Annotated in this window: 21 protein-coding genes; 2 read left to right on the forward strand and 19 right to left on the reverse strand. The window is 41.2% G+C overall.

What is annotated here, in order from left to right:
- Positions 1-117: 117 nt before the first annotated feature.
- Positions 118-1,488: a 23S rRNA (uracil(1939)-C(5))-methyltransferase RlmD gene (gene rlmD / locus BLS46_RS04140; RefSeq protein ID WP_093585842.1), complete on the reverse strand. Its 1,371-nt coding sequence runs from the start codon at positions 1,486-1,488 to the stop codon at positions 118-120.
- Positions 1,489-1,525: 37 nt separating this feature from the next.
- On the opposite strand from rlmD, the gene recX reads away from it, so the two are divergent.
- Together recX and BLS46_RS04150 are read left to right on the forward strand one after the other, a co-directional pair.
- Positions 1,526-2,302: a recombination regulator RecX gene (gene recX / locus BLS46_RS04145; RefSeq protein ID WP_093585844.1), complete on the forward strand. Its 777-nt coding sequence runs from the start codon at positions 1,526-1,528 to the stop codon at positions 2,300-2,302.
- Positions 2,303-2,390: 88 nt separating this feature from the next.
- Positions 2,391-2,924, forward strand: a complete 534-nt coding sequence (locus BLS46_RS04150) for a nucleoside tri-diphosphate phosphatase (RefSeq protein WP_000775318.1) — start codon at positions 2,391-2,393, stop codon at positions 2,922-2,924.
- 69 nt (positions 2,925-2,993) lie between these two features.
- Here BLS46_RS04150 and BLS46_RS04155 read toward each other — a convergent pair whose 3' ends face one another.
- The 18 genes from BLS46_RS04155 to BLS46_RS04240 form a co-directional block, all read right to left on the reverse strand.
- A complete protein-coding gene (locus BLS46_RS04155; protein WP_093585846.1) occupies positions 2,994-3,761 on the reverse strand; it encodes an epoxyqueuosine reductase QueH in 768 nt (255 codons plus the stop codon).
- Between the two features lie 125 nt (positions 3,762-3,886).
- Positions 3,887-5,509 (reverse strand): chaperonin GroEL, encoded by a 1,623-nt coding sequence (gene groL / locus BLS46_RS04160; protein WP_093585848.1) that lies wholly within the window; start codon positions 5,507-5,509, stop codon positions 3,887-3,889.
- Positions 5,510-5,524: 15 nt separating this feature from the next.
- On the reverse strand, positions 5,525-5,809 hold the full coding sequence (gene groES, locus BLS46_RS04165; RefSeq protein ID WP_000917317.1) for a co-chaperone GroES: 285 nt from the start codon (positions 5,807-5,809) through the stop codon (positions 5,525-5,527).
- Between the two features lie 156 nt (positions 5,810-5,965).
- Entirely contained in the window at positions 5,966-6,361 is a 396-nt protein-coding gene (locus tag BLS46_RS04170) for a single-stranded DNA-binding protein (protein WP_000282433.1), read from the reverse strand.
- 75 nt (positions 6,362-6,436) lie between these two features.
- A complete protein-coding gene (locus tag BLS46_RS04175; protein ID WP_093585850.1) occupies positions 6,437-7,198 on the reverse strand; it encodes an SDR family NAD(P)-dependent oxidoreductase in 762 nt (253 codons plus the stop codon).
- Between the two features lie 41 nt (positions 7,199-7,239).
- On the reverse strand, positions 7,240-7,866 hold the full coding sequence (gene ytpR / locus BLS46_RS04180; protein WP_084948561.1) for a YtpR family tRNA-binding protein: 627 nt from the start codon (positions 7,864-7,866) through the stop codon (positions 7,240-7,242).
- 14 nt (positions 7,867-7,880) lie between these two features.
- Positions 7,881-8,198, reverse strand: coding sequence for a thioredoxin family protein (locus tag BLS46_RS04185; RefSeq protein ID WP_084948560.1), 318 nt, complete (start codon positions 8,196-8,198; stop codon positions 7,881-7,883).
- Positions 8,195-8,494: a DUF4651 domain-containing protein gene (locus BLS46_RS04190; RefSeq protein WP_084925594.1), complete on the reverse strand. Its 300-nt coding sequence runs from the start codon at positions 8,492-8,494 to the stop codon at positions 8,195-8,197. The genes BLS46_RS04185 and BLS46_RS04190 overlap by 4 nt, the downstream gene beginning before the upstream one ends.
- A 175-nt stretch (positions 8,495-8,669) precedes the next feature.
- The gene (locus BLS46_RS04195; RefSeq protein ID WP_084925592.1) at positions 8,670-10,277 is read right to left on the reverse strand and encodes a CTP synthase; all 1,608 of its coding nucleotides are present in this window, start codon (positions 10,275-10,277) and stop codon (positions 8,670-8,672) included.
- 316 nt (positions 10,278-10,593) lie between these two features.
- Entirely contained in the window at positions 10,594-11,184 is a 591-nt protein-coding gene (gene rpoE, locus BLS46_RS04200) for a DNA-directed RNA polymerase subunit delta (protein WP_000418415.1), read from the reverse strand.
- Between the two features lie 210 nt (positions 11,185-11,394).
- Positions 11,395-13,224 carry a DUF6119 family protein gene (locus BLS46_RS04205; protein WP_084925590.1) on the reverse strand — a complete coding sequence of 610 codons (1,830 nt, stop codon included), beginning with the start codon at positions 13,222-13,224 and terminating at the stop codon, positions 11,395-11,397.
- A 70-nt stretch (positions 13,225-13,294) separates the two neighbouring features.
- Complete coding sequence (locus BLS46_RS04210; RefSeq protein ID WP_093585852.1) at positions 13,295-15,946, reverse strand: valine--tRNA ligase; 2,652 nt, start codon at positions 15,944-15,946, stop codon at positions 13,295-13,297.
- The gene (locus BLS46_RS04215; protein WP_093585854.1) at positions 15,939-17,345 is read right to left on the reverse strand and encodes a hypothetical protein; all 1,407 of its coding nucleotides are present in this window, start codon (positions 17,343-17,345) and stop codon (positions 15,939-15,941) included. Before BLS46_RS04215 ends, BLS46_RS04210 begins: the two co-directional genes overlap by 8 nt.
- A complete protein-coding gene (locus tag BLS46_RS04220; RefSeq protein WP_093585856.1) occupies positions 17,342-17,896 on the reverse strand; it encodes a GNAT family N-acetyltransferase in 555 nt (184 codons plus the stop codon). Before BLS46_RS04220 ends, BLS46_RS04215 begins: the two co-directional genes overlap by 4 nt.
- A 282-nt stretch (positions 17,897-18,178) precedes the next feature.
- Positions 18,179-18,574 carry a helix-hairpin-helix domain-containing protein gene (locus BLS46_RS04225; protein ID WP_093585858.1) on the reverse strand — a complete coding sequence of 132 codons (396 nt, stop codon included), beginning with the start codon at positions 18,572-18,574 and terminating at the stop codon, positions 18,179-18,181.
- A 97-nt stretch (positions 18,575-18,671) separates the two neighbouring features.
- On the reverse strand, positions 18,672-18,926 hold the full coding sequence (locus BLS46_RS04230) for a DUF1912 family protein (RefSeq protein WP_000119707.1): 255 nt from the start codon (positions 18,924-18,926) through the stop codon (positions 18,672-18,674).
- A gap of 9 nt (positions 18,927-18,935) precedes the next feature.
- The gene (locus BLS46_RS04235; protein WP_093585860.1) at positions 18,936-20,270 is read right to left on the reverse strand and encodes a DUF438 domain-containing protein; all 1,335 of its coding nucleotides are present in this window, start codon (positions 20,268-20,270) and stop codon (positions 18,936-18,938) included.
- Entirely contained in the window at positions 20,270-20,503 is a 234-nt protein-coding gene (locus BLS46_RS04240) for a DUF1858 domain-containing protein (protein WP_000368739.1), read from the reverse strand. The genes BLS46_RS04235 and BLS46_RS04240 overlap by 1 nt, the downstream gene beginning before the upstream one ends.
- Between the last annotated feature and the right edge of the window lie 26 nt (positions 20,504-20,529).

The raw sequence follows: 20,529 nt of genomic DNA on the forward strand, positions 1-20,529 counted from the left end.
GATTCGAACCCGTGTTACCGCCGTGAAAAGGCGGTGTCTTAACCCCTTGACCAACGGACCTGAGCTTTTCAACTCTTTCTATTATACCTACTTTTCCTACTTTGTCAAGAACTTTTTTCAGTGAATTTGATTTTTTCTTTTCTTCACTAACTTAACGACTGCTTCTGTCCGTGCAGTGTGTGGGAACATATCGACTGACTGGATATACTGGAGATCATAAACTTTTACTAGTTTAACCAAATCTCGAGCTAATGTCGATACATTGCAAGATACATAAACCATTTTTTCCGGTACATAGGTTAGGATGGTATCTAATAATTTGTCGTCTAAACCCGTTCGAGGAGGGTCGACTATCAAGGCATCTGCTCGGTAACCATCTTGATACCAGCGTGGAATAATCTCTTCTGCTGTTCCCGCTTCGTAATGGGTATTGTCAAATCCCATTTTTTGAGCATTTCGCTTGGCATCTTCTATGGCTTCTGGGATAATGTCCATCCCTCTGAGGCTCTTGACCTTATTTGCGAAGGCGAATCCAATTGTCCCAACACCGCAATAAGCATCAATCAGATGATCCTCTTTGCCAATATCCAGAGCCTTAACTGCTTCACTATAGAGAATCTCTGTCTGCTCAGGATTAAGCTGATAAAAAGCTCGAGGGGAGAGAGAAAACTCATAGTCGAGTACTCCTTCTTGAATACTCTCTTGGCCCCAGATAATTTCCGTCTTCTCACCATAGATTTCACTTGTTTTTGCTGTATTTGTGTTAACCGCAACTGTGACGACTTCTGGAAAATCTTTGACTAGGTCTTTGACTAGTTGATTCAAATTTAGCTGGCGATTTGTGACAATGATAATCTGAACTTGCCCCGTTTTTCTTGCTCTGCGTACCATGATGGTGCGAACGCCTAGTATTTTTCTCTCATCTGTAATTGGAATTTGATGGTAAGTGAGAAGCTCAGCTAAGCGATTCGCAATCACTTGAGTCTCCTTATCTTGCACCAAGCAGTCTTTCAACTCGACAAGGTAATGAGAATTTTGCGCATACAAACCTGCCTTAACCTGATTTTTAAATTTTCGAGTCTGAAATTGCAACTTAGCTCGGTAGTACTTTGGTTCCTGCATTCCGATAGTTGGACGGATTTCATAGTTTTCATATCCTGCAGGAGCAAATTTTTTCAAGGCTTGATGGAGCAAATCCGTTTTGAACTCTAACTGTTTATCGTAGTGGAGGTGCATAATTTGGCAACCACCACATTCATTATAAATCGTACAAGCTGGTACGACTCGAAACTTGGACTTTTTATTTACTTTGAGTAATTTTGCTTCAACAAAGTTGCGTTTAATAGAAGTAATCTGACAATAGATATCTTCTCCCTTGAGGGCGCCTGGTACAAAAACGAGGGTTTTCTGATAGAAACCGATTCCCTCACCATTGATGCCCATCCGCTTGATTTTTAAAGGTATTTTTTGTTTGACTTTCAGATTCATACCCCTATCTTATCACATTTTAGGGTATAATAGAACTATGAAAATCACAAAACTTGAAAAGAAAAAACGTCTCTACCTGATGGAGCTAGATGGACAGCAAACCTCTTATATCACTGAAGATACCATTGTCCGTTTTATGCTGTCTCGAGATAAGGTCATTAGCACAGAAGAACTGACCAAGATTCAGGATTTTGCCCAGTTTTCTTATGGTAAAAATCTTGCTCTCTACCATCTATCCTTCAAGGCCCGAACCGAAAAGGAAGTTCGTGAGTATCTGAAAAAGTATGATCTTGATGAAAATATCACTAGTCAAGTTATCGCTAATCTAAAAGAAGATAACTGGATTAATGATCGTCAGTATGCCTACTCTATCATCAATGCAAATCAACTTTCTGGAGATAAGGGACCTTATGTGCTAGCTCAAAAACTGTCTCAAAAAGGAATTGCCAAATCAACTATTGATGATGTTTTAAAGATTTTTGATTTTTCAGAAGTTGCTCAACGTATTGCAGAGAAACTGCTTAAAAAATACACCGGGAAGCTTCCTGCTCGCGCTTTGCAAGATAAGATTATTCAAAACTTGACCAACAAGGGCTTCTCCTATGCTGATGCTAAAAGTTCCTTTGATGACTTGGACAGTCAAGTCGACCAAGAAACGACTCAAGAACTCATTTTTAAAGAGCTAGACAAACAATATACTAAATACGCTCGTAAATATGAAGGATACGAACTTAAACAGCGTTTAACTCAAGTTTTAGCCCGAAAGGGCTACGATTTTTCGGATATAGCCAGCGCTCTTAGAGAATATCTTTAATATTTTCATGTAAAATTCTAAAAAATTAGACCAATTTATGATATAATAGTAGACGATAAACTTATAAATTGTAGAAAGTTGGTTAGTTATGAAACTTCCAAAAGAAGGCGACTTTATTACAATTCAAAGTTATAAGCATGATGGAAGTCTCCACCGTACTTGGCGGGACACCATGGTACTAAAAACAACAGAGAACGCCATTATCGGCGTCAACGACCACACACTTGTTACCGAAAGTGACGGTCGTCGTTGGGTGACTCGAGAACCGGCTATTGTTTACTTTCACAAAAAATATTGGTTTAATATCATTGCTATGATTCGTGATAATGGGATTTCCTACTATTGCAATATGGCCAGCCCCTACTATCTAGATGAGGAAGCCCTGAAATACATTGATTATGATTTGGATGTCAAGGTCTTCACTGATGGCGAAAAGCGCCTCTTGGACGTTGAAGAGTATGAGCGCCATAAACGCAAAATGAAGTATTCTGATGATTTAGACTATATTTTGAAAGAGCATGTTAAAATCCTTGTTGATTGGATCAACAATGGACGCGGTCCTTTCTCAGAAGCCTATGTCAACATTTGGTACAAACGCTACATAGAACTAAAGAATCGGTAAAGTTGTCAAACTGGGGTGAGAGCCCTGGTTTTTTATTTGAAAAACCCAGCTTTACAGCTGGGTTGATTTCTATATATCTAATTTAGTTACAGTAAACTTGATGTGGGAATAGTCTTTTTCAACATCCTTATCCAACAAGAAAGCCGTGGCATCCTTCTTAACCTGAACAAGATCAATATTCTGGGCTTGAGCTGCATAGACGCATCCACAATAACATTGACGGTAGATATCATACTCTTCACACATCTCCACTGAACGTTTGTAGCCTTGGTTTTTCTTGAAATCACTTGGAAGATAGTGGGTGGTATAAATCTTTTGCACATCAATTCCGATGCTGTTGATGGTTTGAGAATTCTTATGGGGACTGATGGTCAAAGCTGAACCAAAGTAGTCAAAGCCCAAGTCCATAGCTACTTGCGCTGTTTTATCCAGACGGTAGTCAAAACAAACCTTGCAACGGTCGCCACCTTCGGGTTCTTCTTCCAGTCCTCTGACTAACTTCCGGTATTCATTTGGTTCGTAGGGAGCTTCTAAGTACTGGACTGTATTTCCTGTTCGCTTGTTGAAATCACTGACAAATTTTTGGGTGACGTAAGCTCGCTTGTGGTATTCTGCCTTGGGATGGATATTGGAATTGGCAAAATAGATGGTCACATCAGCGTACTTGGTCAGATACTCTAGGGTGTAGGTACTACAAGGAGCACAGCAAACATGCATGAGAATAGTAGGACGTTGCTCATTTTTCTCCCAAACCTGAACCATTTTCTGCATGACACGGTCATAATTAATCTTCTGATTGGGATTCATCTTGCTCAGAATTTCTTCTACATCGATCATGTTCTTCTCCTTTTTCTAGTCTTATTTTATCATATAAGTTAGGAGAGCTCAAATCTATTTAGAAGTGATTATCATAAAAAGAAGGAATATGGTTTCCCTTCTTTTGTGTTTTTTATAAGTTACTTTTACATCATCCCGCCCATCATACTTGGATCCATGGCTGGAGCTGGGGCTACTGGTTCTGGTTTATTGGCTACGACTGCTTCTGTTGTCAAAATCAAGCTGGCTACAGATGCTGCATTTTGAAGGGCTGAACGGCTCACTTTAACTGGGTCGATAATCCCTTCTTCAATCATATTAACCCACTCGCCAGTCGCTGCGTTGAAGCCTGTACCAACTTCAGCATTCTTCAAGCGGTCAATAACGATAGACCCTTCAAATCCTGCATTGTGGGCGATTTGACGAACAGGTTCTTCCAAGGCGCGGAGAACAATATTGCGTCCTGTGGCTTCATCTCCTGTCAATTCCAAATTAGCTACGGCTGGAATGACATTTACAAGAGCAGTTCCACCACCTGCAACGATACCTTCTTCAACGGCTGCACGAGTAGCGTTGAGGGCATCTTCAATGCGGAGTTTCATTTCCTTCAACTCAGTCTCAGTTGCTGCACCGACCTTGATCACTGCGACACCACCTGACAATTTTGCCAAGCGTTCTTGCAATTTTTCACGGTCAAATTCAGAGGTTGTGGTTTCGATTTGAGACTTGATAACCACAACACGGTGAGAAATAGCTTCAGGATTTCCAGCACCTTCTACGATAACAGTGCTATCTTTGTCCACAGTCACTCTAGCAGCTTGACCAAGCGCCTCAATAGTAGCATCTTTCAACTCAAGACCAAGATCTTCTGTGATGACTGTTCCGCCTGTCAAGATAGCGATGTCTTCTAACATAGCTTTACGGCGGTCACCAAAGCCAGGAGCTTTGACAGCTACGACGTTGAATGTTCCACGAATCTTGTTCAATACAAGGGTCGGAAGAGCTTCGCCATCTACATCATCCGCAATAATCAAGAGCGGACGATTGCTTTGAAGAATGCTTTCTAGGAGGGGCAAGATTTCTTGGATATTTGAAATCTTCTTATCAGTAATCAAAATGTATGGATTTTCAAGGTCAGCCACCATTTTTTCGCTATCTGTCACCATGTACTGTGAAAGGTAACCGCGGTCAAACTGCATCCCTTCTACAACTTCAAGTTCTGTTTCCATACCACGTGACTCTTCGATGGTAATGACACCATCTTTACCAACTTTTTCCATGGCTTCAGAGATGTATTCGCCGACTTTTTCAGAACGAGAAGATACAGCGGCAACCTGAGCGATGGCTTCTTTATTGGCAACAGGGATGGCATTGTTTTTCAAGGCTTCTACAGCTGTGGCAACCGCTGCTTCAATCCCCCGACGGATACCGATTGGATTGGCACCTGCAGTAACGTTTTTGATTCCTTCGCGGACGATAGCTTGAGTCAAAACAGTTGCAGTTGTTGTTCCATCACCTGCGATATCGTTGGTCTTTGAAGCCACTTCTGATACCAATTTAGCACCCATATTTTCAAAATGGTCTTCTAGTTCAATTTCTTTGGCAATAGTAACACCGTCATTGGTAATCAAGGGTGAGCCAAATGATTTTTCCAACACGACATTCCGACCTTTTGGTCCCAAGGTTACTTTAACAGTGTCTGCAAGGATATCGACACCACGAACCATAGCTGAACGGGCATCTGATGAAAATTTAATTTCTTTTGACATACTTACTTTCTCCTTCTATTCTTCAATGATTGCCAAGATGTTGGCTTCGCCTACGATGATGTACTTTTCATCTCCATCTTTGACATCAATACCAGCGTGGGCTTCAACTAAAACACGGTCTCCAGCCTTAACGCTCGGAGCAACCAAGTCACCATTCAAGGTGCGAACACCTTGTCCTGTAGCTATAACTTGGGCAGTTTTGGTTTTTTCTTGGGCTGAGCCCGCAAGGACAAAGCCACCAACAGTTTGTTCTTTTTCTTCGATTTTCAAGACCACACGGTCTCCTAATGGTTTCAACATCTGTTTTCCTCCATGATGAACTACATATTATTAGCACTCTTTATATATGAGTGCTAATTCATAGTTCTATTGTATCACTTGGTCAGAAATAGTCAAGAAAAAAGTCTGACTTTCTCAAGATAAAAAAGCCTAAGATTGACTCAGGCTTTACTATGCTTAAAATGGCAATTCTTCCTCTTCCAAGACCAAGTCTGCCAAATCCTGTCCTGCGTTATTTTCACGCAAGGCACGTTGGGCGCGGCTTTCCAAGAGTTGGAAACCTGTCACGAGAACTTCGGTCACATAGTTGGTCTGCCCATTTTTCTCAAAGCGGCGGGTACGCAATTCCCCATCAACAGAAATGAGGCTACCTTTAGTTGCGTAACTTGCCAAGGTTTCAGCCAATTTTCCCCAAAGAACAAGATTGATAAAGTCGGCTTCGCGTTCGCCATTTTGGTCTTTGTAACGACGGTTCACAGCGATAGTTGCGCGCGCTACTGACTTGTCATTGTTGGTTTTGTGCAATTCTGGTGTAGACGTTAAACGTCCAATCAAGATAACTTTATTATACATATTTTCTTCCTCCTACTTATCTATTCGCAGGAAATCAAAAAAAGTTACAGAAATTTGTAACTTTTCGAGGAATTCTTATTTTTTATGAACCATGAAACCTGTCGCCTGTTGATTGGCCATAATGGTCATATCTGTAATCTGCACACGACGAGGCTGACTGGTCACATAAACAACCGTGTCTGCAATATCCTGAGCTTGCAAAGCCTCAATTCCCTGATAGACGGTCGCAGCACGCTCTTTGTCACCATGAAAACGTACCGCAGAAAAATCTGTTTCGACAATTCCAGGCTGAATGGCGGTCACCTTGATGTCTGTCGCAATGGTATCAATTCGCAGACCATCTGAAAAAGTCTTAACTGCAGCCTTGGTGGCTGAATAAACCGCTGCACCAGCATAGGCGTAGATTCCTGCGGTCGATCCCATATTGATAATATGCCCCTGATTGACTTTTACCATAGAAGGCAAGAAACAGCGAGTGACTGCCATCAAACCCTTGACATTGGTATCCAACATGATCAGCATATCCAACTCTTCATAGTCCTGATAGGGAGCCAAGCCAAGAGCTAGTCCAGCGTTATTGACCAAGATATCAATCTGCCCTATCGTTTCCAAAATATCGGAGCAGACAGTCTTTACCATAGCCATATCCGTGACATCCAGTGCAAAGGTCCAAACTGTTTGATTTGGAAAAGTTTCTGCAAACTCTGACTTGAGGGTCTCTAGTCTGTCTGTCCGTCGCCCTGTTAGAACGACATTCGCCCCCTGCTCCAGATAAGCACGCGCAATCGCTTCACCGATTCCTGAGGTCGCTCCTGTAATCACTACATTTTTTGCCATCTTATCCCCCTCTATCTGGTCTATCAAATACTGACAATTTCCTAGGCAGTCCAGTGTATCGCTGGGTCAAATGGCGTTCCGACAACTTGGTCTTCTGATAATTCAATAACACCACGTTTTTGCGGAGCATTTGGCAAGACAAGTTCACGAGGACTGCACATCATACCAAAACTCTTTTCACCACGAAGTTCGCCTGGGAAAATAAGATTGCCTTTTGGCATCATAGCTCCAGGAAGAGCCACAATGGTTTTCAACCCGACACGTGCATTGGGAGCTCCTGCAACGATTTGCACTGTCTTGTCACTTGCGACTGCAACTTGGCAGATGTTGAGGTGGTCACTATCTGGGTGAGCTACCATCTCGACAATCTCACCGACAACAAACTTGGGCTCTTTGTTGTTGATAATTTCTTCCACAAAGCCTTCCGCCTGCAATTCTTGGTTCAAACGTGCGACTCGCTCATCTGTCAAAAAGACTTGACCGCGCTCTGCAATTTCAAACAAACTTGAAACTTCGAAAATATTCCAAGCCACTGTTTCCCCATTATCTTTGAGGAAAATACGGGCTACCTTGCCTTTGCGCTCCACGTCTAGTTTGGCATCTCCGCTGTTTTTCACGATGACCATAAGGACATCGCCAACATGTTCTTTGTTATATGTAAAAATCATTCTTTCCTTTTCTCCTATTTCAGTCCTGCTAAAAAGTCGTTAATTTCTTCCTTACTTTTACGGTCGCGATTGACAAATCGGCCGATTTCCTTGTCCTTTTCTAAAACAACAAGACTAGGAATGCCGTACACATCCCAGAGTTTAGCCAGATCCAGATACTGGTCTCGGTCCACTCGAATAAAGGTGAACTCTGGATTGGTCTCCTCAATCTCTGGCAAGGATGGATAGATATAACGACAATCGCCACACCAGTCCGCCACAAAAAGGAAGACCTTCTTGCCATCTTGCTCGACAAAACCTGCTAGTTCTTCTATACTATCGGGAGTAATCATAAGGCTTCCTCCTCATAGACCAGGTCTTCATTTTCATAGACAAAGGTATAGTGACGACCATCCTCGAAAACGACTCCTCCGACGAGTCGCTCTAGGCTACTTTCGTAGACTTGAACATAGATAGTCGCAATCTCACCCATATCTGAGAAAAGTTCGCGCACGATAGCGGTCAACTCTTCTTGCGTCTTCATCAGTTTGTGGTTATCTGCTGCTTTTTTGGCACCCAAAGCGAGGGCACTTAGACCAGCCACAGTCAAGCCAGTCATCCATAATTTCTTAGCTTTCATACCATTCATTGTAACACAAAAAGGGCTCTAGGACAAATAGGGAAGCCGTATACGAGCAAGGAAAATCACTTCCCTCAGTGAGAAAAGAAAACTTCGGATTCTTATCGCCAAGCGCCTGAGTTAACAAGAATTTCCTGAATGGATTTAAAAACCTCTGAGATTGCTCTCAGAGATTAGAAGATAACTAGTTACTATTTTCAACTGCTGCTGTAACAAAGGCGGTGTAGAGTTCTTCTGGACGGTTTGGACGGCTGGAAAGTTCAGGGTGATACTGACAAGCCACAAAAAATTTATTCTCAGGAATCTCCACAATTTCTACCAAACGATTGTCTGGAGAAACTCCTGAAAAGACAAAGCCTGCTGCTTCAAACTGTTCACGAAAGGCGTTGTTAAACTCATAACGGTGACGGTGACGGCGTTGCACCACTTCTTGATTATGGTAAGCAGCTGCTGCCTTAGAACCACGTTTTAACTTAGATGGATAAAGTCCCAAACGAAGGGTCCCCCCCATATCCTCCACATCAATCTGATCACGCATGATATCAATGATAGGGTATTTTGTATCTGGTGCAAGTTCTGCAGAATTGGCACCTTCAAGACCTAAAACGTGACGAGCAAACTCGATACAAGTCAACTGCATTCCCAAGCAGACACCCAACATTGGAACATCATTCTCACGCGCATAACGGATGGCTTGAATTTTTCCTTCCGTACCACGTTGGCCAAAACCTCCTGGCACAATGATTCCGTCCGCATCAGACAAAAGCTCTGCCACATTCTCTGCTGTCACATCATTGGCATTGACCCAATTGATTTTAACTTCTGCGTCGTTGGCATAACCAGAGTGTTTCAAGGCTTCAACCACAGAGATGTAGGCATCTTGCAACTCAACATACTTACCGACAAGAGAAATTTTAACTTGTTTTTTCAGGTTCATGACCTTATCCACCATGGCTGACCACTCTGTCATATCTGCTACTGGTGCGTCTAATTTCAAATGGTCACAAACAATTTGGTCCATGCCTTGCGCCTGCAAATTCAATGGAATTTGGTAAAGGTGTTCGACATCCAAAGACTCTATAACGGCTTCTGGTGCCACATCACAGAACTGTGCTAGTTTGTTTTTTATTCCTTGACCAGCTGGTTTCTCTGTACGAATAACCAACATATTTGGCTGGATTCCCAAACCACGCAATTCTTTTACAGAATGCTGGGTTGGTTTGGTCTTCATTTCACCAGCAGCCCTGAGGTAAGGAAGCAAGGTTGTATGGATATACATGACATTATCTGCACCCACATCTGCCTTCATCTGGCGAAGAGCCTCTAGAAATGGCAAGGACTCGATATCCCCAACAGTTCCACCAACCTCTGTGATAATGACATCCGAGTCGGTCGTTACAGCGGCACGCTTGATTTTTTCTTTCAAAGCATCTGTGATATGAGGAATGACTTGAACAGTTGCCCCAAGGTATTCTCCACGGCGTTCTTTACGAAGAACTTCACTGTAAATTTTACCAGTTGTCACGTTTGAGTATTTGTTAAGATTGATATCGATGAAACGTTCATAGTGACCCAAGTCCAAATCTGTCTCAGCCCCATCATCTGTCACAAAGACTTCCCCGTGCTGGTAAGGGCTCATGGTTCCCGGATCGATATTGATATAAGGGTCAAACTTCTGAATAGTCACTTTTAGACCACGATTTTTCAAGAGACGGCCCAAACTTGCTGCCACAATCCCTTTCCCAATAGACGACACCACACCACCAGTTACAAAAATATATTTCGTAGACATAGATTCCTCTTTCTAAAATGCTCAAGGTCTTGTTGACTACGAGGGGACATAGAAAACAAGACCCTTATGAATAACGACTTTTCAAGAAAACTTCCTGAAAAACAAAAATAGCTCCCTAGTAACTAGGGAGCCCCGACCTCTAAAAGAGGTGCCCGAACAATATAATACCTTAAAGCAGAACATTTGTCAACCCGAATGGGTAAAACATGAAAAAAAGGAGATTGTTTTCAGAAAACCAGCTAAAGATCCGCATTCAAACGGATGACCTGCTCAAGGAACAAAAAAGGAGATCAGGCAATCTCCTCTGTGAAGTCTTTTACTCTTCTTCACTCGTTTCAGCGTCATCGTCAGAAAACTCGTCGTCTTCTTCGTTGAGATCCACGTCTTCACCCAAGTCATCAGGAGCGATTTCGTTGATTTCTGCATCATAAGCTTCCACTTCATTTTTCTCATCATCTGGATTTTCATCATCGTATGAAAGAGCTGGATCTGCTTCGTATGCATCTTCGTCTTCTGGATCATCCGCATTGTAGTCAATGGCATCTGAATCACCATCCATAAAGGCATTGACGCGTTTTTTCTTAGCTTTTGGTGCTACTTCATCGTCGTCACTTTCTTCAAGAGCGATGATTTCTTCGTCGATTTCGTCCACACCATACCATGAACGAAGACCCCATTTGTTGTCCCCAAGAGAGATGAAGCTACCGTCAAAGTTCAACTCTGTGTAGAACAAAGGCAAAGCTTCGCGGATATCGCTGTTTGATGTTCCAAGGTAGTTTTGAATTTCGTTTACAAGATCGCTAAAATGCATCTCATGATCGCGACCACGAAGTTCCAAGATAGCACGCGCCACCTCAATCATAGATAGTTCACTTTTTTCTTGCCCAGCAAATACTTCTAATTCCAAAGCGTTTCTCCTCATTTTTACTACTATCGCCAGAGCGAACAAACTCTGACCTCATTTTATCATGTACTCTTTATTGTACGATAATTTTGCGGAATAGTCAAAGGTTAAATGGGAGAAAGTGACAGGACTTTTTATTTCTTTGCTACCCAGCCGATGGTATCGATGGGAGCTTGGTACGGGCACGAATTGACTGAATTTTCATGTGGTAAGCTACTTTCTATATTTTTTATTTCTTCTTGCATCATTAGTTTGTAGATTACCATTATTTTCAAATTTTTCAAGATATTTTTTTTTAAATATATTTTTTGTGCCAATCTTATTTTCCATAAGAAAATCATTCAGTGATTCAAATAATTCGCTACTTGTTTTCTCGTGGTCACCTAATGTCTCTAAAACTCTGTCTAATACTTGTTCTTCTTTTTTATTATATACTGATACTTTTTGCTCAATAAATAATAGTCGACATTTTATTCCCATACTTGATAGAACATCATAATGTTGGGATAAATTAACCATCGAAAAGAAAGGAAGTATTTCGCTTGCTTTTTTATCATATCTTTTATCTATTACTCCATATATAACTTCAATCTTGTCATCTGGTTTAAAATAATCTTCTTCAAACAATTCATTGATATTTTTAATAAATAATATCTCATTTTTATATAACTGAGCAGATACAACTCCTTGAGCAAATAAATGACTTAAGTTTGCAGAGGAACCACCTTTTTTTATGTGAATAAATTGTTTATTAATTGTTATAATGTCAGCTGGTTCAATTTTACTATGGCCATAATCTTTCAATTGAAAGTTCTTCTTATCAAATAGTTTAAAGCGATTAGGATCAGATTCTGCAAATTTTTCATTGAATTCTCCCTCATTCCAATTTTCAGCACAGCTAGGAATTGCGGGATCATTGAATTTTTCTATATGATCAATTTTATTTACAATATCTGTATAATAGGTTGATTCTACTTTAAACCAGTCGCCATTATTTATAAAAAATTTTTCATTATTGTGATCAATTTCAATAAATAAAGCATCATAAATACTTGATATTTTCTGTGCAGAGTCGTTTGTCCAACAATATAAGGAACAACTTTTTAATTTATCTATTATTATTTTATCTTCTATATTTTTAGAAAGAAACTCCCAAAACTGTTCTGAAGGGATATCGTCATAAAAATTTTCCTTAATTTTATGACTAATATTCATACCTGATATAAAATATCCTTCTATATCAAGATAAGAGACAATTTTGTTAGGAGCAATAATAGGATTTTCTAATCGTTTATCTGTGATATGATCAAGTAATACTCCATCTAGTTCTGAGATAATTTCCTTTTCTTTAACATACTGAACATGATCAATCCACTCCAACCCTTTTTCTTTGTAGTTTTCACTAGAATACGCATCTAAAATTTCGTTTAACAAATCAGATAAAGTTACATCTGATTTAGCAGAAAATCTAAGATTATCAGCCCCATTTAACGTCGAATAATGACTATCATATGAGGCACGACCTGAAATTGATTTTAAAATATCAGCGTTTGTATCAATATGTAAATCAGAATGAGACCCATAGCTTAAAGCCTGTCTTTGAATATCTAGATAGTTTGTGGATATATTTAATGAATTAAGACTTTTGATATTACTTTCTTCAATAAGATTAACAGCCGTTCTTAATCCAAAATTCCTAACTATAGATTGCTCATTCAACATAGTTCGACCGTATCCAAAAACCAAACTAAAAACATATTCTACTTCATTTTTTACATATTTAAGCATCATAACAGCTTTATTCGATTTGTTTTTATATAAATCACTATCCAATTCACCCTTAGTATAGGACCTAAGAGTATCTAACCACTCTACTGTGTTCTCTTCCGTAGAAGCAATATATATTATTCCTTCTTTGAAATTATTATGTTTTTCTACATCCAAATCATGAGAAGCAATCCCCTCTAAGTCACCTTTCAAGCACTTCTTGAAATCATTGGTATTATGTAATATCAAATTATAATTTTCAGTATTCTTACCCATTAATACTTCCTCAAAAATCTATTTTAGTTCATTATACCAAAAAACACGGCTTCTCACCGTGTTTCTGTGTTTATCTCACCAACTTCTTCATCTCATCAATACGTGCGATGGTCGCATCATATTTAGCTTGGTAGTCGGCTTGTTTGTCGCGTTCTTTTTGGACGACTTCTGGTTTGGCATTGGCTACGAAGCGTTCGTTAGAGAGCTTCTTACCGACCATATCCAGTTCTTTTTGCCATTTATCCAATTCCTTGTCGAGACGAGCCAGTTCTTCTTCGACATTGAGGAGGTCTGCCAGTGGCAAGTAGATTTCTGCTCCTGTGATGACGCTTGACATTGCAAGTTCAGGTGCAGGGATGGTTGATGCGATTTCCAAGTGTTCTGGATTTGTGAAGCGTTTGATATAGTTGACATTGCTGTTAAAGAATGCTTCCAAGTCGCTATCGCTTGTCTTAACAAGGATGGTGATTGGCTTGCTTGGAGCAACGTTTACTTCCGCACGCGCATTACGAACCGCACGGATCAAGTCTTTAAGACTTTCCACACCAGTGTGAGCAGCAAGGTCTTCAAAGGCTGGGTTAACAGTTGGGTATTCCGCTGTGACGATAGATCCTTCTGAGATTTGTCCAAAAATTTCCTCTGTCACGAACGGCATGATAGGGTGAAGGAGACGAAGGATCTTGTCCAAGGTGTAAAGGAGAACAGAACGTGTGATGACTTTCTCTTCTTCATTATCGCTATAAAGGACTTCCTTGGTCAACTCAACGTACCAGTCCGCAAACTCATCCCAGATAAAGTTATAGAGGATGTGTCCAGCAACACCAAACTCAAATTTATCAAAGTTTTCAGTGACTTTGCCGATCGTTTCATTGAGGTTGTGGAGAATCCAGCGGTCTGTGACATTTCCAGCTTCCTTGTTGGCAACTTTTTCTACATTAGCCGTTGCTTGCTCAAGGGTCAATCCTTCATTGTTCATGAGGATGTAGCGAGAGATGTTCCAGATTTTGTTAATGAAGTTCCATGAAGCATCCATTTTCTCATAAGAGAAGCGGACGTCTTGCCCTGGTGCAGAACCGTTTGAAAGGAACCAACGAAGGGCATCCGCACCGTATTTCTCGATAACATCCATTGGGTCAATTCCGTTACCGAGAGATTTAGACATCTTACGACCTTGCTCGTCACGAATGAGACCGTGAATCAGAACGTTTTGGAATGGCTGACGACCAGTGAATTCCAAGGATTGGAAAATCATACGAGACACCCAGAAGAAGATAATGTCGTAACCTGTTACCAGGGTTGAAGTTGGGAAGTAACGTTTGAAGTCTGCTGAGTCGACATCAGGCCAGCCCATGGTTGAGAACGGCCAAAGAGCAGAACTGAACCAAGTATCCAAGACGTCTTCGTCCTGAGTCCATCCGTCACCTTCTGGAGCTTCCTCACCGACGTACATTTCGCCCTCAGCATTGTACCAAGCAGGGATTTGGTGCCCCCACCAGAGCTGACGAGAGATTACCCAGTCATGGACATTTTCCATCCATTGGAGGAAAGTATCGTTGAAACGAGGTGGGTAGAATTCTACCTTGTCCTCTGTGTCTTGGTTGGCAATAGCATTTTTCGCCAATTGGTCCATCTTGACGAACCACTGAGTAGACAAGCGTGGTTCAACCACAACACCTGTACGCTCTGAGTGACCAACACTGTGGACACGTTTTTCGATTTTAACGAGGGCACCGATTTCTTCCAACTTGGCAACGACTGCTTTACGGGCTTCAAAACGGTCCATGCCTGCAAATTCAAAGGCCAAGTCATTCATGGTTCCGTCGTCGTTCATGACGTTGACGTGTGGCAAGTTATGACGTTGACCAACCAAGAAGTCGTTTGGATCGTGGGCAGGCGTGATTTTCACAACACCCGTACCAAACTCAGGATCTGCATGCTCGTCGGCAACGATTGGAATGAGTTTGTTAGCGATTGGAAGGACTACATTTTGGCCGATCAAGTCCTTGTAGCGTGGATCTTCTGGATTGACCGCAACGGCAACGTCTCCGAACATAGTTTCAGGACGAGTAGTCGCAACTTCAAGGGCGCGTGAACCATCTTCCAGCATGTAGTTCATGTGGTAGAAGGCACCTTCGACATCCTTGTGAATCACCTCGATATCAGAAAGGGCTGTGCGAGCTGCTGGGTCCCAGTTGATGATAAACTCACCACGGTAGATCCAACCTTTCTTGTAAAGTTCGACAAAGACCTTGCGAACGGCTTTAGACAAACCTTCGTCAAGAGTGAAACGCTCGCGAGAGTAGTCTACAGAGAGCCCCATCTTGCCCCATTGTTCCTTGATGGTTGTCGCATATTCGTCTTTCCATTCCCAGACTTTCTCGAGGAATTTCTCACGACCCAAGTCATAACGACTAATGCCCTCACCACGCAAGCGCTCCTCAACCTTAGCTTGAGTCGCAATCCCCGCATGGTCCATACCCGGAAGCCAAAGCGTATCAAAGCCTTGCATGCGTTTTTGACGGATGATAATATCCTGCAAAGTCGTGTCCCAAGCGTGACCAAGGTGGAGTTTGCCAGTTACGTTTGGTGGTGGAATCACGATCGAATAAGGCTTAGCCTTTTGATCGCCTGAAGGCTTGAAAACATCCGCATCAAGCCATTTTTGGTAACGACCAGCCTCAACCTCGGCTGGATTGTATTTAGGTGAAAGTTCTTTAGACATTATTTTTTCTCCTTTTACGAATATTTCTTTTATATCTACGATTTATTAGGGCGCTGAACCCATTATTTCGATACTCATAATATCCCTTAGCGGAATCTGAATAATTCAGTTTTAGAAATTTAACTACCCCTACACTAAGTGCCGTTGCTAGAATAATAGACAAGGATACAATTATAAACGAAGTTATAATACTAGACATCCATACCGAAGCAAGTTCTTTGTTACTGGGATTGATTAAATTGATTATACTGAACTTAGCTGTATTTACCGGAATAATTTCATCTAGCTTTATCTTTTGTACCGTGAACAATGCAGAGAATAAATTTAAACAAAAAAGTGTAAGAAAACTTATCAAATGTAACCAGTAAATATGTTTTTTCATTTTCAAAGTCGGAATCGGAAGTTGCGAGGAATCATCTGTTGCAAATTGATAATGTAATTTGCCTATAATCGTTGAGATCAAAACAGGAAGTAACCATGTTAGGATGATAAGGAATCCTCCTTCTATTCGATCATAGAAAAAAATAAGTAACACATATAGAACACCAAAAACCCATCTAAGCAGTTCATTCTTTTTATCATACCCTCCCTTATCAAGTTGTGTTTTTAATACAAACCAAAAATATATAAATAGAGTTGCAAACATCATATTTACGGGAGCTAAGTCTACAATTGATTTATCTTGTAACTTCAAATAATTCAATGTCGTTGTTAAATATAAAAACAATTGAACAAATGATATAATATACATAACGACGTAGGAGGAAAAATACGTCTTATCTCGGTTTTTCCGTTTTTTACTTTGTTTAGTATAAAAATTTAATAAGCCTGTACGTAATGCAGGACAGATAATTGTAATAAATAATACAATACCCCAACTCAACCATTCTGGTGAAATATCTAAAGGTATAACCCATTGAAGCGCAAATATATAGCAAACGTCAAATATATTTAAAGATGCAAGCATAACTTTACTAGTACTAAAAAAGTCCCTAATTTTGAATAATTTCTCTTCAAAAATAATTGCATATACTAGAGGAAGTGCTGGTTGTAATAGTATAACGAACCTGTACCTATAACAAAATACCAACGCTATACTAAGAATTAAAACTAGACAATACAGGAATACTGCTATCTTGTTATTTTTAATTTTTGAGTATATTCTATATCCATAGTAACTCATCAAAGTGAGTACTATAAACTCTAAAATAAAAAATGGCAAACTTTTCTCATTGAATATTTTTACTTCCTTAACTGGTAACAAAGTAAAAGGTAGAATTAAAAATATTGATACCAAAGATGATATTACAATAATGGCAGGCCCCCAAGCCAGTATATTATATAAAAATTTTAATATTTTCTTAACATTAGATTTAAAATTACAGTTTTTGATAATCATTCCCACTCACTCCTCAGCAAGCCATATATCAGACTGTCACAGCGGTTTCCTTGAACATCCTTTCTGTCTCGGATGCGAGCTTCGAGGGTGAAGCCAAGCTTCTCTGCGACTCGTTGACTTTGGACATTATAGCCAAAGCAAGTCAACTCAATCTTGTGAAGACCCAAATTTTTAAATCCTAGGTCAATCAAGGCACGCGCTGCTTCTGGAACATAACCCCGACCCCAATAGTCTGGGTGTAAGGTATAGCCAATCTCCAGCACATCGTCTTCGTGGCGATGATTAAAATCAACAGAGCCGATGATAGTATCGGTCCCTTTAACCACTATGCCGTAACCAGCTGGGAGATTGTCCTTTTCAATGCGCTCGGGCAGAATATGCTCCAGATAATAAATCTCATCTTCCAAGGTTTTTACAGGGTGAAATGCTGCTGGATAGGCGACTTCTGGCAGACTAGCGTAGGCATGGATATCCTCAGCATCAGCCACTGTACGGACTCGTAAGACGAGCCGATCGGTTTCTAATCGTTCTGGTAATTGTGCTTGCTCCATCTTCCTACCTCGCTTCCCATAAAAAATGCCCCTGCCATCTACATGACAGGGACGAATGTGTTTATCCGCGGTACCACCCAATTTCGGGCAGAGACGCCCGCAACTCTTGTCTTTGAAGGATATACAAAGACACTTTTATTTCATTTTCATCCATCAGCAACCAGTTTTGACACATTTGTGGACTTCTCAGCGCCGCCACTTTCTGTAAAATGTGGAATTCAAAACACCTCTAATAGCTCTATTGTAACAAGTTTTTCACGGAAATGCAAGGCTCAAGAAAGATTACTTGAAACTGATTCCGTGTTCTTTTAATTTCTTGATGGTAGCTGGACCGATTCCTTTTAAGGCAAGAAGTTCTTTTTCAGTCCAGTTTTTGAAGTCAGCAGCTGACTTGATGCCTTCATCATAGAAAGTCTTAGCACGATCTACTGAGAGGCCACCCAAAGTAGCTGCGAAATCTTCTACTGAATTGGCTACTTTTTGAGCTTGTTCCTTGGTCACTTCTACTGCTTGTTCCACTTTTTTAGAGACAACTTTTCCTGCTTGACTGGCAGACTTTTCCGCATGTTTCACGACTTTTTTGGTCTCTTCTACAACTTTGGTCACTGTAGTTGAAAATGCACCTGAACGACGAAGGCTATTTCGCAATTGTTTTTTACGTTGGAGTTTCTTTGACATGATAAAATCCTTTCAATAAAAAATCCCTGCTCTGACAAGGATTTAATAAAGATATTCTATCAAGATTTCGGCAAAAAATCAAGAAAGTATCACTATTTTAATAATTTCGCTCGCCAAACAAGCCCTCTGGCAGATCATGAAATCCCTTGCCTGCTTTGAAGTTTTCAAACTTACCCAGCAAGAACTGGTAGGCATCCAAGCGACTTTCGTAGCGAATCATGGCATCTTTGGCACGTTCGTCTTGGTCTTCTTCGTAGACTTTTTGACTTTCCTTGTGCGCCATGTCATTGATCATGATCTGGGTATTAACCCAGGCTTCAAATTCCTTCATAAATTCTTGTTCGTAGCTCATTGCTTCTCCTTATTCTAATCCACGGAAGTAGTCCGTATCAATCTCTCGGTAGGGCTGGATATCCTGAACGTACTCTAGCACGCCTTGAAATTCCCCGTTCTCATCGTGTACTGCAGCGTAGGTGATGTGGACAAACTTGCCTCGCGACTCAGACTTGAACCACATTTCATACTTGTCCTTGACCCCTTCACGAAGACCTTTCATAACGGCCTTCACCTTGTCTAAGTACTTGGGCGGATGGCAGAGTTCTACATTGCGCCCGACTTGGGACGGCGTCCGTTTGAAAATCATCTCATCAGCTGGCGCATTGTCATTGTAATACTGAAAAATATCGTCTTTATTGACAAAGGTAATCTCCATAGGGAGGTGATTGAGGATGAGGTTGGCCTGCTCGACTGAGAGATAGCCATTGCCAAAAGCCTGTTGACTATGGCGGTCCAGCACTGCTTCCTTTTTCTTAGGGGTAAAGGTAATGGTAAACTGACCTTCTGGTGTATCGATAACTTGATGCACTTGGCCTTCAGCCGTGTCTAGTTGTACTGGCTCTTCTGCACTCTTTTCCTCAAGGAAACTCTGGCGTTCTGGAACCCATTTCTCAGACGGACGGATGATGGCATAACCGTAAACATCGCTCTCCTCCGCAATCTGAAGCCAGTCATCCTGAGTAAAGGACTCAAGGAGAATCATGAGAAGGATGGACTCTTCCTTGAAAATCATACTTTCAAACTCTGTCGCAAAAGCTTCAAAATCTTCTTTTACACTGCTAATCGACACTTCTGGTAGTGCCTTAGCCGTCGCTAGAGCTGTCTGAAAGAGTTCCCTGATCTGGTCATCCACTCCCCACATGACCTTAGGGGGTGAATCGTGACCATAGCGCTCCATGATGGGGAAAAAGAGCTCTTCCTTGCGCTGGTAGTGGAGGTCAAATTGCCCCAAAAGCCCCATTTGACGGACCAAGCCCTTGCGCATCTCTGCCAGCATTTCCTCATCTTCCATAGACTCATAGGTATCTAACAGTCTCCGAATGCGAATCAAGGCAGCACGGAGAGCCAGATTTTCATCCTTGAAGACGCGAACGGGGTGGCCAGGATGCTCGGTATCCTCTACTTCGACACCCTTAACAGCATTTTTAAAAAGATTAGCATGGACATCACAAAGCTCCATGACATCTTCAAAGGTAACACCTGAGTCTGAGTTCATCAGCTCGTGCTCCATGAGGGAAATCTCGATGGCTGAAACACCTGTAAAAGTCGCATCAAAACGCTCCTGAACCGACTCGGGAGAGGCGCCATTGTGCAATTCTAGCAAAATATCCCGTAGGATATGAATCCGTTCATCTGCCATTAGTCTAATCCAATCACTTCGTAGCCATTCGCTTCCAGTGTGCGAACAATCTTGTCCATAGGAGTTCCTTCGAGCTTAGAACCCTGTTTGAGCGATACCTTGCGACCGACTGTGTTACGCATCAAGGGATTAGCAAGTGGTTTAAAACCAAGCTCCACTAGGATTTCCAAGACTTCTGGATGCTTGTCTACCACTTCCGCAACGGGAATTGACACATCAATGATATTATCCATGACGACCTCCATGTATGTTCTAAAAT

It is taken from the genome of Streptococcus sp. NLAE-zl-C503, assembly GCF_900104285.1.
Lineage (GTDB): Bacteria > Bacillota > Bacilli > Lactobacillales > Streptococcaceae > Streptococcus.

Bases quoted from the DNA above. Each gene is read 5' to 3' on its own strand.
- BLS46_RS04195 (WP_084925592.1), bottom strand. From the start codon at position 10,277: ATGTCTACGAAATATATTTTTGTAACTGGTGGTGTGGTGTCGTCTATT.
- groES (WP_000917317.1), bottom strand. From the start codon at position 5,809: ATGTTGAAACCATTAGGAGACCGTGTGGTCTTGAAAATCGAAGAAAAA.
- groL (WP_093585848.1), bottom strand. From the start codon at position 5,509: ATGTCAAAAGAAATTAAATTTTCATCAGATGCCCGTTCAGCTATGGTT.
- BLS46_RS04170 (WP_000282433.1), bottom strand. From the start codon at position 6,361: ATGTATAATAAAGTTATCTTGATTGGACGTTTAACGTCTACACCAGAA.
- BLS46_RS04155 (WP_093585846.1), bottom strand. From the start codon at position 3,761: ATGATCGATGTAGAAGAAATTCTGAGCAAGATGAATCCCAATCAGAAG.
- BLS46_RS04185 (WP_084948560.1), bottom strand. From the start codon at position 8,198: ATGATTACTCCCGATAGTATAGAAGAACTAGCAGGTTTTGTCGAGCAA.
- BLS46_RS04175 (WP_093585850.1), bottom strand. From the start codon at position 7,198: ATGGCAAAAAATGTAGTGATTACAGGAGCGACCTCAGGAATCGGTGAA.
- BLS46_RS04235 (WP_093585860.1), bottom strand. From the start codon at position 20,270: ATGGCAGATGAACGGATTCATATCCTACGGGATATTTTGCTAGAATTG.
- BLS46_RS04230 (WP_000119707.1), bottom strand. From the start codon at position 18,926: ATGAGCTACGAACAAGAATTTATGAAGGAATTTGAAGCCTGGGTTAAT.
- recX (WP_093585844.1), top strand. From the start codon at position 1,526: ATGAAAATCACAAAACTTGAAAAGAAAAAACGTCTCTACCTGATGGAG.
- BLS46_RS04150 (WP_000775318.1), top strand. From the start codon at position 2,391: ATGAAACTTCCAAAAGAAGGCGACTTTATTACAATTCAAAGTTATAAG.
- BLS46_RS04220 (WP_093585856.1), bottom strand. From the start codon at position 17,896: ATGGAGCAAGCACAATTACCAGAACGATTAGAAACCGATCGGCTCGTC.
- BLS46_RS04225 (WP_093585858.1), bottom strand. From the start codon at position 18,574: ATGTCAAAGAAACTCCAACGTAAAAAACAATTGCGAAATAGCCTTCGT.
- ytpR (WP_084948561.1), bottom strand. From the start codon at position 7,866: ATGATTTTTACATATAACAAAGAACATGTTGGCGATGTCCTTATGGTC.
- BLS46_RS04205 (WP_084925590.1), bottom strand. From the start codon at position 13,224: ATGGGTAAGAATACTGAAAATTATAATTTGATATTACATAATACCAAT.
- BLS46_RS04240 (WP_000368739.1), bottom strand. From the start codon at position 20,503: ATGGATAATATCATTGATGTGTCAATTCCCGTTGCGGAAGTGGTAGAC.
- BLS46_RS04210 (WP_093585852.1), bottom strand. From the start codon at position 15,946: ATGTCTAAAGAACTTTCACCTAAATACAATCCAGCCGAGGTTGAGGCT.
- BLS46_RS04190 (WP_084925594.1), bottom strand. From the start codon at position 8,494: ATGAATGGTATGAAAGCTAAGAAATTATGGATGACTGGCTTGACTGTG.
- rlmD (WP_093585842.1), bottom strand. From the start codon at position 1,488: ATGAATCTGAAAGTCAAACAAAAAATACCTTTAAAAATCAAGCGGATG.
- BLS46_RS04215 (WP_093585854.1), bottom strand. From the start codon at position 17,345: ATGATTATCAAAAACTGTAATTTTAAATCTAATGTTAAGAAAATATTA.